Origin of the sequence: Labrys wisconsinensis (assembly GCF_030814995.1) — a bacterium.
Taxonomy (GTDB): Bacteria; Pseudomonadota; Alphaproteobacteria; order Rhizobiales; family Labraceae; genus Labrys; species Labrys wisconsinensis.
Genome location: NZ_JAUSVX010000023.1, coordinates 13,827 through 28,409 on the forward strand (window position 1 = coordinate 13,827; position 14,583 = coordinate 28,409).

A 14,583-nucleotide genomic window follows, 5' to 3' on the forward strand; every position below is an offset into this window, starting at 1 on the left:
GTCTCCTCAGGCCGCCAGCCGCTCGTCGATCTGACGGGACAGGATGGCAGAGAATTCATCGGCAAAGCCTTCAAGCCGCGCCTGCTGCTTGACCACCTCGGCGTTGAACTTGTTGTAGGCGATGACGGCGGGAATGGCCGCCACCAGGCCCATGGCGGTGGCGAACAGCGCCTCGGAAATGCCGGGCGCCACCGCCGCCAGCGAGGTGTTCTTCGAGGCGGCGATCGACTGGAACGCCGTCATGATGCCCCACACCGTGCCGAACAGGCCGATGAAGGGGCCGGACGAGCCCACCGTCGCCAGGACGAGGAGCTTCGATTCGAGCCGTTCGACCTCGCGCTGGATGGTGACGTCCATCACCTTCTCGATGCGCGCCTGCAGGCCGAGGAAGGAGCGGCCCTGCGATTCCAGCGAGCGCTTCCATTCGCGCATCGCCGCGACGAACAGCGCCCCCATGCCGGTCGCCTCGCGTTGCGTCAGCGCGCGGTAGAGCTCTTCCAGGCTCTGGCCGGACCAGAAGGTCTGCTCGAACCGGTCCATGGCGCGGCGCGACCGCGTGTAGAGCACCGACTTGTCGAAGATGATGGCCCAGCACCAGATCGACGCGCCCAGGAGGCCGAGCATGACCAGCTTCACCACCCAGTGGGCCTGCCAGAACAGCGCCCATAGCGACACGTCGCTGGCCGCCAGGGCCGTCGAGGCGATTTCAGGGGTTGCGTTCATGACATCCATATCCTCGTCCTGGCACCGCAGAGCCAGGATCGCGTCGATTGAAACGATGCGGGATCGCGGGGTCTTATTGTGCAGCGCAACAAAGGCCGACCCATAATCTCTTTCATCGCCGTTGAATGTGACCGCAGTACGGCGCGAGCCTGACGCCGCAATGGGCGGCACACCTGGGCTCTAAAGACGATTCCTGCGGTTAACAATCGGTTACACCTCTACAATTTTCAGATATTTGTCACTATGCTGCACTGCAAAACGCACACCGCCGGCCGCCCGCAAAAGCAGGCCCCGAATGGAACCCGGATGTCATGGCCGAAACACGGTCAACCGTGATTCCCGGATTCAACGCTTTCGCCCGGCTTCTTTCAATGTCTTTGCGGCCGGCTGAAGGCCTGCTTTCGTTTTTGAACTGACCTGAGCTTATGGAGCAACAGTGAGGCCGTCGCCGGCTGGCCGCCTTTGCATGCCTATGCTGGGATTCGGCACCGCTCTTCAGGCTTGCCGCCCGCGAGCCCCGCGCATTGCTTCGGGCAGGCGCTGCGGCCGTCCGCCACGGATGCAGACCACCAGCACGTCGGCGCTGGCCAGCACCTCGCCGTCCCGGCGCAACGCCTGCTCCAGCTGCAGCGAGGCGCCCGAGGCCGCGCCGATGCGCGTCTCCACCACGACGACATCGTCCATCAGCGCCGGCTTGAGGTAGTCGATCGTCAGCCGCCGCACGGCGAAGGACGTGCCGGTCTGCGCATGCAGCGCCTTCTGGTCGATGCCGAGCGCCCGCACGAACTCGGTGCGCCCGCGCTCGAAGAACCGGAGGTAGCTGGCATGGTAGACCACGCCGCTGAAATCCGTGTCCTCGTAGTAGACGCGCAGCGGCAGGACATGGCGCACGCCGTCGAAGGCGCCGCCGGCCGGGCCCTGAAAAATCTCGGTCATGACGGGCAAATAGCATGCGGCCGCAGGAATATTCAAAGTTTCGCCGAACTCGCGCGTTGTGCTATCGGACGAAAACCTTGCCGATCCGCTGGTCAATCATGAGCCGCTCCATGCTTCGCTCCGCCGCGACGAGCCTCGCGATGATGTTTGTCTTGTCCGCCGCCCCGGCCCTGGCCGGGCCGTTCGATTCGACTCTGCTGCCGCCGGCGCCGGTCGGCGGATCGGACGGCTTCGTGCTGGCCCAGACCGACGGCACCATCGGCGACCTCGTCGCCCGCGTGCAGCGCCTGGAGGGGCAGAACCGCCAGCTCACCGGCCAGGTGCAGGAGCTGCAGAACCAGTTGCGCCGGGCGCAGGACGACTTCAACCGCTATCGCGAGGACACCGAGTTCCGGCTCCAGGCGGTCGAAGGCGGCAAGGGACCGGCGCCGCGGCCGCAGAAGAAGGTCGAGGCCGCCCCGCCCCCGCCGCAGCAGCAACAGGCAGGCCTCGGCGTGCCGCCCCAGACGCTGGGCACCATTCCCGTCAATCCCGGCCCGCCGGCGCTCGATGACGGCGGCCAGCCCGGGCCCGACGACCAGCAGGTGATGGCCGATCCCAACGCCCCGATGACGCTGCCCGGCGGCGGCTATCCCGCCGACGGCCAGCCGCGCTCCTCGCTCACCCCGCCGGGCCTGCCGGGCGTCGCCGTCAACACCGCCGCTCCGCCCCCGCTCTCCCAGCAGGCCGCCCTCTCGCCGCAGGCGCCGGGGCCGCGCTCGGCGGAGGACGAATATTCGGCCGACTATCGCCTGATCGAGAGCGGCAACTACGAGGCGGCGGAAGCGGCCTTCCGCAAGTTCCTCGCCGCCTATCCCAAGGACAAGCGCGTGCCCGACGCCATCCACTGGGTCGGCGAGAGCCTGTTCCAGCGCAAGCAGTACCGCGACGCCGCCGAGCAGTTCCTCACCGTGACCAAGAACTATTCGGGCTATCGCCGTGCGCCCTCGAGCATGTACCGCCTCGGCATGTCGCTGGCCGCTCTCGGCGAGAAGGAGGCGGCCTGCGCCACCTTCCAGGAGATCGGCCGCAAATATCCCAACGCCGCCGCCACGGTGAAGAGCGGCGTGCAGCGCGAGACCCAGCGCAACGGCTGCTGACGCGATGGCGCCGACGGGCGCGGCGGCGCCGGCCGGAGCCGCGATCGCCGACCCCGAGCTCGACGCGCTGCTGCGCGGCTTCGAGGCCCGCCCCGGCCTGGTCCTCGCGGTCTCCGGCGGCGCCGATTCGACCGCCCTCATGCTGCTGGCGGCGCGCTGGCGCGCCCTTGGCGGGGCGACCCCGATCATCGTCGGCACGGTCGACCACGGCCTGCGGGCCGAGGCCGCGGCCGAATGCGAGGCCGTGGCGGCGCAGGCGGCACGGCTGGCGCTGCCCTGCCGGATCCTGCGCTGGGCGGCGGCCAGACCCGCCTCGCGCCTGCAGGAGCGGGCCCGCGCCGCCCGCTACGCCCTGCTCGCCGGCCTGGCGCGCGAGGTCGGGGCCGATGCCCTGGCCACCGCGCACACCCTCGACGACCAGGCCGAGACCGTGCTGATGCGCCTCGCCCGCGGCTCCGGCATCGACGGGCTGGCGGCGATGCGGCCTTCGACCCCGCGGCTCGGCCTGACGCATCTGCGCCCGCTGCTCGCCTGCCCCAGGGCCGGGCTGGTCGCGACTCTGCGCGAGGCGGGCCTGTCCTGGGTCGAGGACCCCTCCAACGCCGATCCTCGTTTCGAGCGCGTGCGCGCCCGCCGCCTGCTCGCCGGCCTCGCCGGGGCGGGGCTGACGGCGCCGCGCCTCGCCGTGCTGGCGGCGCGGGCCGGCCGGGCGGCCGAAGCGCTGGACCGGACGGCGCGGGCACTGTTCGCCGAGATCGTCTCGGCCGACGGGACTGGCCTGCGTATCGCCGCAGCCGGCTTTGCCGCAGCCGCGCCGGAGCTGCGCCTGCGCCTGATCGCCCTCGCGGCCGAGGCGGTGGCGCCGGCGGCGACGGACGAGGCCTATCCCCCCCGCCTGGAGCGGCTGGAGGCGCTGGGAGCGGCGATCGAGGTGGCGCGGGCGGCGGGCCGGCCGCTGCGCCGCAGCTTCGCCGGCGCCGTGCTCGGCCTGGACCGCAGCGGCGCCCTCGCCGTCGCCGCCGAGGGGCCGCGCCGGCGCGGCAGCGCCGTCAACGCCGCCGTAAGACGAACATGACAATGCTTCACCTTGGCATTTGGCGCCCGCATGCCTAAATTACCGGGCGATGGTTGGTGGAGCTCCCGGCACCAGCAGGGCTGTCCGCCGCGAAAAGGCTCGAGATGAACGCGAATTTCCGCAATTTTGCACTGTGGGTGATCATCGTCCTGCTCCTGCTGGCGCTGTTCACGTTGTTTCAGAACCCCGGCCAGCGCGCGGCATCGAACGAGATTTCGTATAGCGAGCTGCTGACGCAGGCCGATCGCGGCAACATCAAGTCGGTCGAGATCGCCGGAACGCAGTTGACCGGCGTCTACACCAACAACACGACCTTCACGACGAACCTGCCGAACGATCCGCAGCTGGTGCAGCGCCTCGCCGCCAAGAACGTCGACATCAGCGCCCGCGCTCCGGGCGACGGCTCGCCCTGGTTCCTGCAGATCCTGATCAACCTGCTGCCGTTCCTGGCCCTGATCGCGGTCTGGGTGTTCCTGTCGCGCCAGATGCAGGGCGCCGGCGGCAAGGCCATGGGCTTCGGCAAGTCCAAGGCCAAGCTCCTGACCGAGGCGCATGGCCGCGTCACCTTCGAGGACGTGGCCGGCATCGACGAGGCCAAGGAGGACCTGCAGGAGATCGTCGAGTTCCTGCGCGATCCCCAGAAGTTCCAGCGCCTGGGCGGCCGCATCCCGCGCGGCGTGCTGCTGGTCGGCCCGCCCGGCACCGGCAAGACGCTGACGGCCCGCGCCGTCGCCGGCGAGGCCAATGTGCCGTTCTTCACCATTTCCGGCTCGGACTTCGTCGAGATGTTCGTCGGCGTCGGCGCCTCGCGCGTCCGCGATATGTTCGAGCAGGCCAAGAAGAACGCGCCCTGCATCATCTTCATCGACGAGATCGACGCGGTCGGCCGCCATCGCGGCGCGGGCCTGGGCGGCGGCAACGACGAGCGCGAGCAGACGCTGAACCAGCTGCTCGTCGAGATGGACGGCTTCGAGGCCAACGAAGGCATCATCATCATCGCCGCCACCAACCGGCCCGACGTGCTCGACCCGGCGCTGCTGCGCCCCGGCCGCTTCGACCGCCAGGTGGTGGTGCCGAACCCCGATGTCGGCGGCCGCGAGAAGATCCTCAAGGTCCATGTCCGCAAGGTGCCGCTGGCGCCCGACGTCGACCTCAAGATCATCGCCCGCGGCACGCCCGGCTTCTCCGGCGCGGACCTGATGAACCTCGTCAACGAATCGGCCCTGATGGCGGCCCGGCGCGGCAAGCGCATGGTCACCCATGCCGAATTCGAGGACGCCAAGGACAAGATCATGATGGGCGCCGAGCGCAAGACGCTCGCCATGTCCGAGGAAGAGAAGAAGCTGACCGCCTATCACGAGGCCGGCCATGCCATCGTCGGCCTGAACGTGCCGGCCGGCGTGCCCGTGCACAAGGCGACGATCATTCCGCGCGGCCGGGCTTTGGGCATGGTCAAGTTCCTGCCCGAGGGCGACCGGTATTCGATGAAGTACAAGGAATACACCTCGCAGCTCGCCGTCGCGATGGGCGGGCGCGTGGCGGAGGAGATGATCTTCGGCCATGAGAACGTCACCTCGGGCGCGGTCGGCGACATCGACCAGGCCACCAAGATGGCGCGCGCCATGGTGACGCGGATGGGCTTCTCCTCCGAGCTCGGCATGGTCGCCTATGGCGACAACCAGGAGGAGGTCTTCCTCGGCATGTCGATGGGCCGCCAGCAGAACGTGTCCGAATCGACCGCCCAGAAGATCGACGCCGAGGTGCGCCGCCTGGTCGAGGAGGGCTACAAGGATGCCCAGCGCATCCTCGCCGACAAGCGCGAGGACTTCGAGACCTTGGCCGAGGCCCTGCTCGAGTACGAGACGCTGACCGGCGACGAGATCAAGGAGCTGCTGCGCGGCAACCCGCCCCATCGCGACGCCGGCGACGAGCCGCCCTCATCCTCGCGCGGCTCGGCCATCCACACCATCAAGTCCCGCAAGGCGCCGCCCAAGGCCGATCCCGGCGGGCTGGAGCCCGCCCCGCAGGCCTGAGGCCGCGACGAACGAAACATTGCCGAGGGCGGGTCGCAGGACCCGCCCTTTGCTTTTTGGCTTGTCGGCAGGGACGAGCCCCATAGAGGCGCGACACAAGCTGGGGAAGGTGCCGGCCGGCGGATGGGGGTGGCGCGCAGGCCTGAGGTGGTGTTCGGCTTGCACATCCCGTTCGTGCAGGGCTTGCAGGCAGCGAGCCCCGCGGACCACACCCCATCCGACCCGACTTCGTCGGGCCACCTTCCCCAGCTGCGTGGGGAAGGCTTTTGGCGCCTCCTTCTGCTCCGGCTCCGTTCTTCTGCGCTTCTCTTGGCGCCCCATGGGGTCAAGCCCGGCCATGACGGAAACCCTCGCGGCAGGAAGCACGACGGCTCCCCCCACGCGCGATCGTCATGGGCTACCTCGTTCCGCCCACCCCGCGGATCGTCTTCGATCGCGCCGCCAACTCGGACAGAGGCTGGATAAGCCAGAACGGCGGTCAGGCCTTTCGATCCTCTCGGCGTGTTCGCCGACAGGACATGGATGAACGGCCGCGCAGCGTCACGATCGTGCGGGCCGCTCCCTTCACGGCATCAGGCTGCCGACCGCCTCGCCGAGGCCGCGCACGCGCTTCACCACGTCGCTGCCGCGGGGGATGATGTCCGGCACCGCCACGCCGAGGATCGTCTGCTCGGGCTTGGCGGCCGGCGGCGGCACGGCAGCCGGCGGGGCCGGATCGGCCGGCCGGTCGGGCGTGCCGCTGTCGAGCTGCATCAGCACCGGCACCGGATCATCGGGCGCCGCCGGTTCTGCGACGGGCACGGCCTGCGCCAGCTCGGGCCGGGTCGGCAGGACCTTGGCCGGTGCGGCGGCGATCCGCGGCCGCGGCGGCGGCAAGGCCACGGGCCGGACCTGCGCCTGCACCGTGGCCGGCACGCTGCCGGTGACCGTGACGCTGCCGCTCGCCGGCGCCGCCGTGGCGGCCGGGACGAGGAAGTGCGTGGCGCCGGCATCCGGGATCGGCGACAGGAGATTGCCGACCGGGATGCTCGCCACCGGACGGGGCGCCGGCGTGTCGGCGTAGCGCAGATAGGTGGTGGTGGCCGCGGCCACGCAGGCCGTGACGATGGCCGAGGCCAGCACTTCCAGGATGAAGCGCCGCACGAACAGGCCGAGTCGCTCGACCCACAGGATTGCGAGACTGACCACGCGGCGCTCCACCACTCTTCGCTGTGGGCGCGAGTTAGACCAGCGGTTCGGGGCCGCATTGCGGCGTGGGATGGCCGATTTCACGGAGAAACGGCTGAGCGGATTCTCTCGAACCCGACTTGCGCCCGTGAAGCGAAGCAGCCCCGAGTCTGCATCGAACATGCAAAATCAGGGAATGGCTGAAGCCACGAGAAGGCGCTTGGGCGTCAGGCGGCGGCGTCCTTGACCCCGAACTGCAGCTCGGCCAGACGCGCATAAAGGCCGCCCCTGGCGGCCAGGGCGGCATGCGTGCCCTCTTCGACGATGCGCCCCTCGTCCATCACGACGATGCGGTCGGCGGCGAGCACGGTCGACAGGCGATGGGCGATCACCAGCGTGGTGCGGCCCTGCATCAGCGTGTCGAGCGCCTGCTGCACCGCCGTCTCGCTCTCCGAATCCAGCGCCGAGGTCGCCTCGTCGAGCAGCAGCACCGGCGCGTTCTTCAGGATGGCGCGGGCGATGGCGATGCGCTGGCGCTGGCCGCCGGACAGCGTCACCCCGCGCTCGCCGATCGGGGTGTCGTAGCCCCGGGGCATGGCGCGGATGAAGCCGTCGGCGGCGGCGAGCCGTGCCGCCTCCTCCACCTCCGCATCGCTGGCCTCGGGCCGGCCGAAGCGGATATTGTCGCGGGCGCTGGCGCCGAACACCACCGGGTCCTGCGGCACCAGGGCCAGCTGCCGGCGGACCGCCGCGGGATCGGCCTGCGGCAGCGCCACGCCGTCGAGCAGGATGCGGCCGTCCTGCGGATCGTAATAGCGCAGCAGCAGTTGCAGGAGCGTGCTCTTGCCAGCGCCGGAGGGGCCGACGATCGCCACCGTCTCGCCCGGCTTCACGGTGAGCGACAGGCGCTCCACCACCCACCGGTCCGGCTGGGCGGGATAGGCGAAGGAGACGCCCTCGAAGCGGATGGCGCCGCGCACCGGCGCCGGCAGCGGCACGGGCTTTGCCGGGGCGGCGATGGCGGGCTTCTCGTCCAGGAGCTCGCCCAGGCGCTCGGCCGCCCCGGCGGCCTGGCTGATGTCGGCCCAGACCTGGCTGAGCTCCGACAGCGCCCCGGCGCCGAACACGGCATAGAGCACGAACTGGCTCAGCGTGCCGGCGGAGAGGCGCCCCGCGACCACGTCGTGGGCGCCGTACCACAGCACGCCGACGATCGAGCCGAACACCAGGAAGATGACGATCGAGGTCAGGATCGCCCGCGTCCGGGTCGAGACGGCCGCCGCATCGTAGGCGCGCTCCACCTCGCCGTCGAAGCGCGAGGTCACCAGGCGCTCGGCGGTGAAGGCCTGCACGGTCCGCATCGCGCCGATCATCTCCGCCGCATAGGCGGAGGCGTGTGCCAGCATGTCCTGCGCCAGGCGCGAGCGCCGCCGCACGTTGCGGCCGAACGCCACCAGCGGCAGCACGATCACCGGAATCGCGATCAGCACCAGGGCCGAGAGGCGCGGGCTGGTCACCACCATCATGACGACCGCGCCGACGAACAGGAACAGGTTGCGCAGCAGGATCGAGGCGGAGGAGCCGAAGGCCGCCTTGATCTGGGTGGTATCGGCGGTGAGGCGCGAGACCACCTCGCCGATCTTGGCCGTGTCGAAGAAGGCGGGCGAGAGGCAGGTGAGGTGCTCGAACACCCTCGTGCGCACGTCTGCCACCACGCGCTCGCCCAGCGTCATCACGAGGTAGAAGCGCGAGGCGCTCGCCAGGGCGAGGACGGCCGCGACGCCGAGCATGGCGAGGAAGTAGTCGTTGATGTAGTCGGCCTTGTCGGCGGAGAAGCCGAAGTCGATCATGCGCCGGAGCGCCACCGGCACCACCAGCGTCGCGGCCGAGGCGGCCAGGAGCGCGAAGAAGGCGGCGATGATCCGCACCTTGTAGCGCAGCGCGAAGGGTGCCAGCGCCAGGAGCGGGCGGAGCGCCCGGCGCCGCTCAGCGCGTCCGTCGCCGGGCGCCGGCGTCTCGGCGGCTGAAGAGGTTGGACCCATGCTCGAAACGACCTCACGATAAAACCGCGGGACAATGCCGCGCCGGGCGGCGGACCGCAATCTTTGGAACGATTTCAAGCCGCTTCAGTTTGCCACGCCGTGGGAAAACGCACGCGGCGAGAAAACCCGCGCGGCGGGAAAACCCACGCCGTGCTTTTTGCTTGACGCCACGCGGGAACAGGCGCAATTCGTCACAGTCCGTACGCAAGGTCCGTCCTGCGTCGGGCCTCACAGGAACACCCCCATCAATGCCTAGCGACAGTCACAGTCGATTGTTCGTGCCGTCGTCGGCCGCCGTGATCTGACCGCGCTAGCGGCTCACCACGATCGGCCGGCGGCGGCCGGTCGAAAGGAAGTGAGCCATGGAAGACCTCGTCAAGACGCCGGCCCCGGTCGTCGACGCTAAGAATTCGGCCCATGACGGGTCTCAGGACGACGTGCTGGCAGCCTGCCTGGCGATGGAGCACGTCGCCGACGTCGTCGAGCTTCTCAACGAGCACGATCTCGAGGACCAGGCCCACGTCCTCGTCCACCTGCCGGACGAGCGGGCGATCGAGGTGCTGGACCAGCCGGGCCTCGACGATCCGGCCGGCCTGATCGAGGCCCTGCCGGCCGAGCGGGCGCTCACCCTGATGGCCGGCATGTCGGCCGACCGGGTGGCGGAAGTGTTCCGCTACATGAACGACCCGCCGCGCGGCGACCTCCTGCGCCGTCTCGATCCCGAGACCCGGGCGGCGCTCGACCGCGTGCTCGCCTATCCCGAGAACACCGCCGGCAGCCTGATGACGACGGAGTTCGTCAGCGTGCCCGCCAGCTGGACCGTCGAGCAGACGCTCGACCACATCCGCCGGGTCGAGCGCACGCGCGAGACGATCTACGCCATCTATGTGCTCGATCCGAAGACCCGCAGCCTGGTGAAGGCGGTCGCCCTGCGCCGCCTGATCACCGCCGACCCCAAGGCCCTGGTCACCACCGCGGCGCGCTACGACAAGCCGGTGACGGTCTCCCCCCTCGCCGACCGCGAGGACGTCGCCCGCCTGATCTCCAAATACGACCTCCTGGCCGTGCCTGTCGTCGACGAGTCGCGCCACGTCATCGGCATCGTCACGGTCGACGACGTCATCGACGCCATCGTCGCCGAGAACACCGAGGACGTGCAGAAGTTCGGCGGCATGGAGGCGCTCGACGAGCCCTACGACCAGATCGGCTTCTTCCAGATGATCAAGAAGCGGGCCGGCTGGCTGTGCGTGCTGTTCCTCAGCGAGATGCTGACCGCCAGCGCCATGCAATATTTCGAGACCGAGCTGGAAAAGGCCATCGTCCTCACCCTGTTCATCCCGCTGATCATGTCCTCGGGCGGCAATTCCGGCTCGCAGGCGACCTCGCTGCTGATCCGTGCCCTCGCCCTGCGCGAGGTGAAGCTGGGCGATTGGTGGCGGGTGGCGATGCGCGAGTTCCCGACCGGCATGGTGCTCGGCGCCATCCTCGGCGTCGTCGGCGTCATCCGCATCGTCATCTGGCAGAAGGCGGGCCTCTACGACTATGGCGAGCACTGGATCCTGATCGCGGCGACCATCGGCGCTGCGCTGACGGCCATCGTCACCTTCGGCTCGCTGGCCGGCTCCATGCTGCCCTTCATCCTCAAGCGCGTCGGCTTCGACCCCGCCAGCGCCTCCGCCCCCTTCGTCGCCACCCTGGTCGACGTCACCGGGCTGATCATCTATTTCAGCGTGGCGCTGATCATCCTGCGCGGCACGTTGCTGTGAAATGGGGGGAGGCGGCGTTCGCGCGCCTCCCCGTCCGTTGGAAGTCGCGAGACGCTCCCGCCTTGGCCGGCGCGCCGTTCGATGTTACCCCTGCGGAAGGCATTTGCCGGGGGGCATCGTGCGGACGAGAACGGTCATTCCAGCGGCCTTGGCGCTCCTGTGCTGCGCCTGGCTGACGACACCGGCGGCGAGCGGCCAGTTTCGGCGCATCCTGCATCAAGGCACCTATGTCCACCAGGGAAGCGGCTTTGCTTTCCCGGAAGCGGTCGGCGGATTCCAGCGAACCGGCATCACCGTCTTCAACGACGGCGCCACGGATGTCGGCATCGGCTATGAGACCGGGGCAGCCGGCAGGACGATCGTGACGACGGTCTTCGTGTATCCGGCGCCGGCGACCGCCGAGACGGCTTCGTCGCGGGCCGCCACGGAAGCCGCACGGAGCCGCGCCTGCGCCGAGCATTTCGTGGAGATCAAAGCCGGTATCGAGACGCTGCATCCCGGAGCTCGGCTGATCCGGGAGGGCGCAGTGGCTTCGCCGTCCCCGGCTCATGCGAAGCCGGGACTGAGGGCGGTCTTCGAATTCGGTCAGGTCCTGGACGGACGCCGGCAAACTCGCCGGTCCGAGGCGGACCTTTACTGCTACTTCGGCGGTGAATGGCTGGTGGCGTATCGGACGACGGCATCTCCAGGCGTCCGGCATGAAGCTGCGCTCGCCCGATTGATGCGTGCGCTCACCTGGCCGTCCAGGCCCTGACCACGGCCGGCGGGCGAATAGGCTCCCCGACGACCGCCGGGAAGGGCCGCCTCGGCGTGATACCGCCCCTCTTGGCGAGCGCCCAGTCGCGGAGAGCAGGCCCGGCGTCGCTGTGATCGGGCTGGTCATGAGACTCGGTCACAAAATCGTCTCCTTTAAGTTGACTAATATTATAGACTATATATTTTGACCTGAGGCGGCCGACACCGGCGGCCCGTCCCCTCCCGGTTCAGCGCCTGGCGCCCACTCAAGGATCCCCGCATGACTTCCCTCAAACTCCTGGCCGCGGGCGCAGCGCTGCTGCTCGCCGCCCATGCCCAAGCCGCCGAGACCGTGCGCATCGGCTATCAGACCGCGCCGGATCCTTCGCAGGTGGCGATCGTCGACGGCGAGTACGACAAGGCGACGGGCGCCAAGATCGAATGGCGCAAGTTCGATTCCGGCGCCGGCGTCATCGCCGCCCTCGCCTCCGGCGGCATCGACATCGGCTATGCCGGCTCGAGCCCGCTCGCCGCCGGCGTCACCCGCGGCGCGCCGATCCAGGCCTTCCTCATCGCCGGCCTGATCGGCGAGGCCGAGGCGCTCGCCGTGCGCAACGGCTCCGGCATCCAGGAGCCCAAGGACCTCGTCGGCAAGAAGGTCGCCGTGCCCTTCGTGTCGACGACGCATTACAGCCTGCTGTTCGCCCTCAAGCACTGGGGCATCGATCCCGCTGAGGTCAACATCCTCAACCTGCAGCCGCCGGAGATCGCCGCTGCCTTCGCCCGCGGCGACATCGACGCCACCTATGTCTGGGATCCCGCCCTGGCCAGCGCCAAGAAGACCGGCAAGGTGCTGATCACCTCGGCCGAGGTCGCCAAGCTCGGCGGCCCGACCTTCGTCGCCTGGATCGCCCGCGACGATTTCGCCAAGGCCCATCCCGACATCGTCACCGCCTTCACCAAGGTGACGCTGGCCGCCTTCGCCCGCTACCGCGGGGATCCCGCCGCCTACGGGCCGGGCACGGCGCTGGCCAAGAAGATCGCCGACTTCACCGGCGCCAAGCCGGAGGAGGTCTCCGAGCAGGTCGCCGGCAACTATTATCCCCTTGCCGACGAGCAGGCCTCCGACCAGCTCCTCGGCAAGGGCACGGCCGAGGCGATCGCCGCCACCTCCGCCTTCCTGAAGGACCAGAAGAAGGTCGACGCCCTGCTGCCGGACTATCGCCCCACGGCGACGGCCGCGTTCGTCAAGGCCGCCGCCGCGGTCAACTGAGCCGAAGGCGGCGCGCCGCAGTCCGGCGCGCCGCCCCTGCCGGAAGGATCTGCATGTCCAGTCTCGAGGTCCGCGATGTCGTCGTCCGCTACGACGCCGCCGCCGGCGCGGTCACCGCGCTCGACCACGTCTCCCTGTCGATCGCGCCCGGCGAGTTCGTCGTGGCGCTCGGCGCCTCCGGCTGCGGCAAGACCACGCTGCTCAACCTGATGGCCGGCTTCCTCAGCCCGACCAGCGGCACCGTGAGCCTCGACGGGCACGCCGTCACGGGCCCGGGCGCCGACCGCGGCGTGGTGTTCCAGCACGGCGCGCTGCTGCCCTGGCTCGACGTCATCGACAATGTCGCCTTCGGCCTCCGCCTGCGCGGCGTGCCCGAGGCCGAGCGGCGCGAGCGCGCCCGGGCCATGCTGCGGCTGGTCGGCCTGGACGGCGTCGAAACTCGGCGCATCTGGCAGCTCTCCGGCGGCATGCGCCAGCGCGTCGGCGTGGCGCGGGCGCTCACCGCCGATCCCGACTTCCTCTTGATGGACGAGCCGCTCGGCGCCCTCGACGCCCTGACCCGCGAGCAGATGCAGGAGCTGATCCTCGACATCTGGGGCCGGACGCGCAAGGGCGTCTTCTTCATCACCCACGGCATCGAGGAGGCGGTATTCCTGGCGAGCCGCCTCCTGGTGATGTCGCCGCGGCCGGGACGCGTCGTCGCCTCGATCCCGCTCGATTTCGGGCGCCGCTACGCCGCCGGCGAGAGGCCGGACGCCCTCAAGGCCGACCCGCGCTTCCTAACGACGCGCGAGCGGGTCAAGGCGCTGATCTTCTCCCATCGCCAGCCCCTGGAGACCGCGGCATGAGCGAGGCGACCGCATCCGCGCCGGATCTGGCGCCGGCCGCCCGGCCGGGGCGCCGCCGTTTCGCTTTTCCCCGGCCGACGCGCATGGTGGGCACCGCCATCGCCACGTTCCTGGTGCTGATCGCCCTGTGGTGGCTCGCCGCCAGCCTCGAGGTCGTGCCGGCCCTGTTCCTGCCCTCGCCCGGCGCGGTGCTGGCCAAGGCGGTGCTGGTGTCGACCGATGGCTTCGAGGGCGCCACCCTGCTGCAGCATCTGGTGGCCAGCGTCTGCCGGGTGGCCGTGGCCCTCGCCGCCGCGGCCGTCACCGGCGTCGCCGTCGGCTTTGCCATCAACCTCAACCAGACCGCCCGCGGCATCCTCGAGCCGCTGCTCGAATTCTACCGGCCGATCCCGCCGCTCGCCTATCTGCCGCTGGTGATCATCTGGTTCGGCATCGGCGAGTTCGCCAAGGTGCTGGTGATCTATCTCGGCATCTTGCCGTCCATCGTCATCGCCACCACCGACGGGCTGCGCTCGGTCGCCCAGGACAAGATCCATGCGGCGCGCTCGCTCGGCGCGACCCGGGGCCAGGTGGTGCGGCTCGTGCTCCTGCCCCATGCGCTGCCGAGCATCCTCACCGGCATCCGCATCGGCCTCGGCACGGGCTGGGCGACGCTGGTGGCGGCCGAGCTGATCGCCGCCACGCAAGGCCTCGGCTTCATGATCAAGGGCGCGGCGGATTTCCTCGTCACCGACGTCGTCATCCTCGGCATCATCGTCATCGCCCTGGTCTCGATCGGCATGGAGCTGGCGCTGCGCCTGCTCCAGCGCATGATCGTGCCCTGGCAAGGCCACGACTGAGCCTCCA

The 14,583-nt window shown here is 69.8% G+C and carries 12 protein-coding genes; 8 read left to right on the forward strand and 4 right to left on the reverse strand.

Annotation, left to right across the window (positions count from 1 at the left end; translation table 11 throughout):
- Nucleotides 1-6: 6 nt before the first annotated feature.
- Both tolQ and ybgC read right to left on the reverse strand, forming a co-directional pair.
- Nucleotides 7-723, reverse strand: coding sequence for a protein TolQ (gene tolQ / locus QO011_RS37255; protein WP_307284077.1), 717 nt, complete (start codon nucleotides 721-723; stop codon nucleotides 7-9).
- 495 nt (nucleotides 724-1,218) lie between these two features.
- A complete protein-coding gene (ybgC, locus tag QO011_RS37260; protein ID WP_307284080.1) occupies nucleotides 1,219-1,659 on the reverse strand; it encodes a tol-pal system-associated acyl-CoA thioesterase in 441 nt (146 codons plus the stop codon).
- A 140-nt stretch (nucleotides 1,660-1,799) separates the two neighbouring features.
- On the opposite strand from ybgC, the gene ybgF reads away from it, so the two are divergent.
- From ybgF to ftsH, 3 genes are all read left to right on the forward strand, one after another.
- Nucleotides 1,800-2,798, forward strand: coding sequence for a tol-pal system protein YbgF (gene ybgF / locus QO011_RS37265; protein WP_307284083.1), 999 nt, complete (start codon nucleotides 1,800-1,802; stop codon nucleotides 2,796-2,798).
- Between the two features lie 4 nt (nucleotides 2,799-2,802).
- On the forward strand, nucleotides 2,803-3,873 hold the full coding sequence (gene tilS, locus QO011_RS37270; RefSeq protein WP_307284087.1) for a tRNA lysidine(34) synthetase TilS: 1,071 nt from the start codon (nucleotides 2,803-2,805) through the stop codon (nucleotides 3,871-3,873).
- A gap of 104 nt (nucleotides 3,874-3,977) precedes the next feature.
- A complete protein-coding gene (ftsH, locus tag QO011_RS37275) occupies nucleotides 3,978-5,906 on the forward strand; it encodes an ATP-dependent zinc metalloprotease FtsH (protein WP_307284089.1) in 1,929 nt (642 codons plus the stop codon).
- Between the two features lie 564 nt (nucleotides 5,907-6,470).
- On the opposite strand, the gene QO011_RS37280 is transcribed toward ftsH, so the two are convergent.
- Nucleotides 6,471-7,094, reverse strand: a complete 624-nt coding sequence (locus tag QO011_RS37280) for a hypothetical protein (RefSeq protein WP_307284092.1) — start codon at nucleotides 7,092-7,094, stop codon at nucleotides 6,471-6,473.
- Between the two features lie 206 nt (nucleotides 7,095-7,300).
- Nucleotides 7,301-9,115 carry an ABC transporter transmembrane domain-containing protein gene (locus QO011_RS37285; protein WP_307284096.1) on the reverse strand — a complete coding sequence of 605 codons (1,815 nt, stop codon included), beginning with the start codon at nucleotides 9,113-9,115 and terminating at the stop codon, nucleotides 7,301-7,303.
- Between the two features lie 362 nt (nucleotides 9,116-9,477).
- Between QO011_RS37285 and mgtE the strand changes: the two genes are divergently transcribed.
- The 5 genes from mgtE (at nucleotide 9,478) to QO011_RS37310 (ending at nucleotide 14,576) form a co-directional block, all read left to right on the forward strand.
- Nucleotides 9,478-10,881, forward strand: coding sequence for a magnesium transporter (gene mgtE / locus QO011_RS37290; RefSeq protein WP_370882070.1), 1,404 nt, complete (start codon nucleotides 9,478-9,480; stop codon nucleotides 10,879-10,881).
- A gap of 103 nt (nucleotides 10,882-10,984) precedes the next feature.
- Nucleotides 10,985-11,635: a hypothetical protein gene (locus tag QO011_RS37295; RefSeq protein ID WP_307284098.1), complete on the forward strand. Its 651-nt coding sequence runs from the start codon at nucleotides 10,985-10,987 to the stop codon at nucleotides 11,633-11,635.
- Nucleotides 11,636-11,896: 261 nt separating this feature from the next.
- Nucleotides 11,897-12,889 carry a taurine ABC transporter substrate-binding protein gene (gene tauA / locus QO011_RS37300; protein WP_307284101.1) on the forward strand — a complete coding sequence of 331 codons (993 nt, stop codon included), beginning with the start codon at nucleotides 11,897-11,899 and terminating at the stop codon, nucleotides 12,887-12,889.
- Nucleotides 12,890-12,942: 53 nt separating this feature from the next.
- Nucleotides 12,943-13,737 (forward strand): taurine ABC transporter ATP-binding subunit, encoded by a 795-nt coding sequence (gene tauB, locus QO011_RS37305; RefSeq protein WP_307284104.1) that lies wholly within the window; start codon nucleotides 12,943-12,945, stop codon nucleotides 13,735-13,737.
- Nucleotides 13,734-14,576, forward strand: a complete 843-nt coding sequence (locus QO011_RS37310; protein WP_307284106.1) for an ABC transporter permease subunit — start codon at nucleotides 13,734-13,736, stop codon at nucleotides 14,574-14,576. The genes tauB and QO011_RS37310 overlap by 4 nt, the downstream gene beginning before the upstream one ends.
- The last annotated feature ends 7 nt before the right edge of the window (nucleotides 14,577-14,583 follow it).

Coding starts and splice junctions, on each gene's coding strand:
- tolQ (WP_307284077.1), bottom strand. CDS start 723: ATGAACGCAACCCCTGAAATCGCCTCGACGGCCCTGGCGGCCAGCGAC.
- ybgC (WP_307284080.1), bottom strand. CDS start 1,659: ATGACCGAGATTTTTCAGGGCCCGGCCGGCGGCGCCTTCGACGGCGTG.
- ybgF (WP_307284083.1), top strand. CDS start 1,800: ATGATGTTTGTCTTGTCCGCCGCCCCGGCCCTGGCCGGGCCGTTCGAT.
- tilS (WP_307284087.1), top strand. CDS start 2,803: ATGGCGCCGACGGGCGCGGCGGCGCCGGCCGGAGCCGCGATCGCCGAC.
- ftsH (WP_307284089.1), top strand. CDS start 3,978: ATGAACGCGAATTTCCGCAATTTTGCACTGTGGGTGATCATCGTCCTG.
- QO011_RS37285 (WP_307284096.1), bottom strand. CDS start 9,115: ATGGGTCCAACCTCTTCAGCCGCCGAGACGCCGGCGCCCGGCGACGGA.
- mgtE (WP_370882070.1), top strand. CDS start 9,478: ATGGAAGACCTCGTCAAGACGCCGGCCCCGGTCGTCGACGCTAAGAAT.
- tauA (WP_307284101.1), top strand. CDS start 11,897: ATGACTTCCCTCAAACTCCTGGCCGCGGGCGCAGCGCTGCTGCTCGCC.
- tauB (WP_307284104.1), top strand. CDS start 12,943: ATGTCCAGTCTCGAGGTCCGCGATGTCGTCGTCCGCTACGACGCCGCC.
- QO011_RS37310 (WP_307284106.1), top strand. CDS start 13,734: ATGAGCGAGGCGACCGCATCCGCGCCGGATCTGGCGCCGGCCGCCCGG.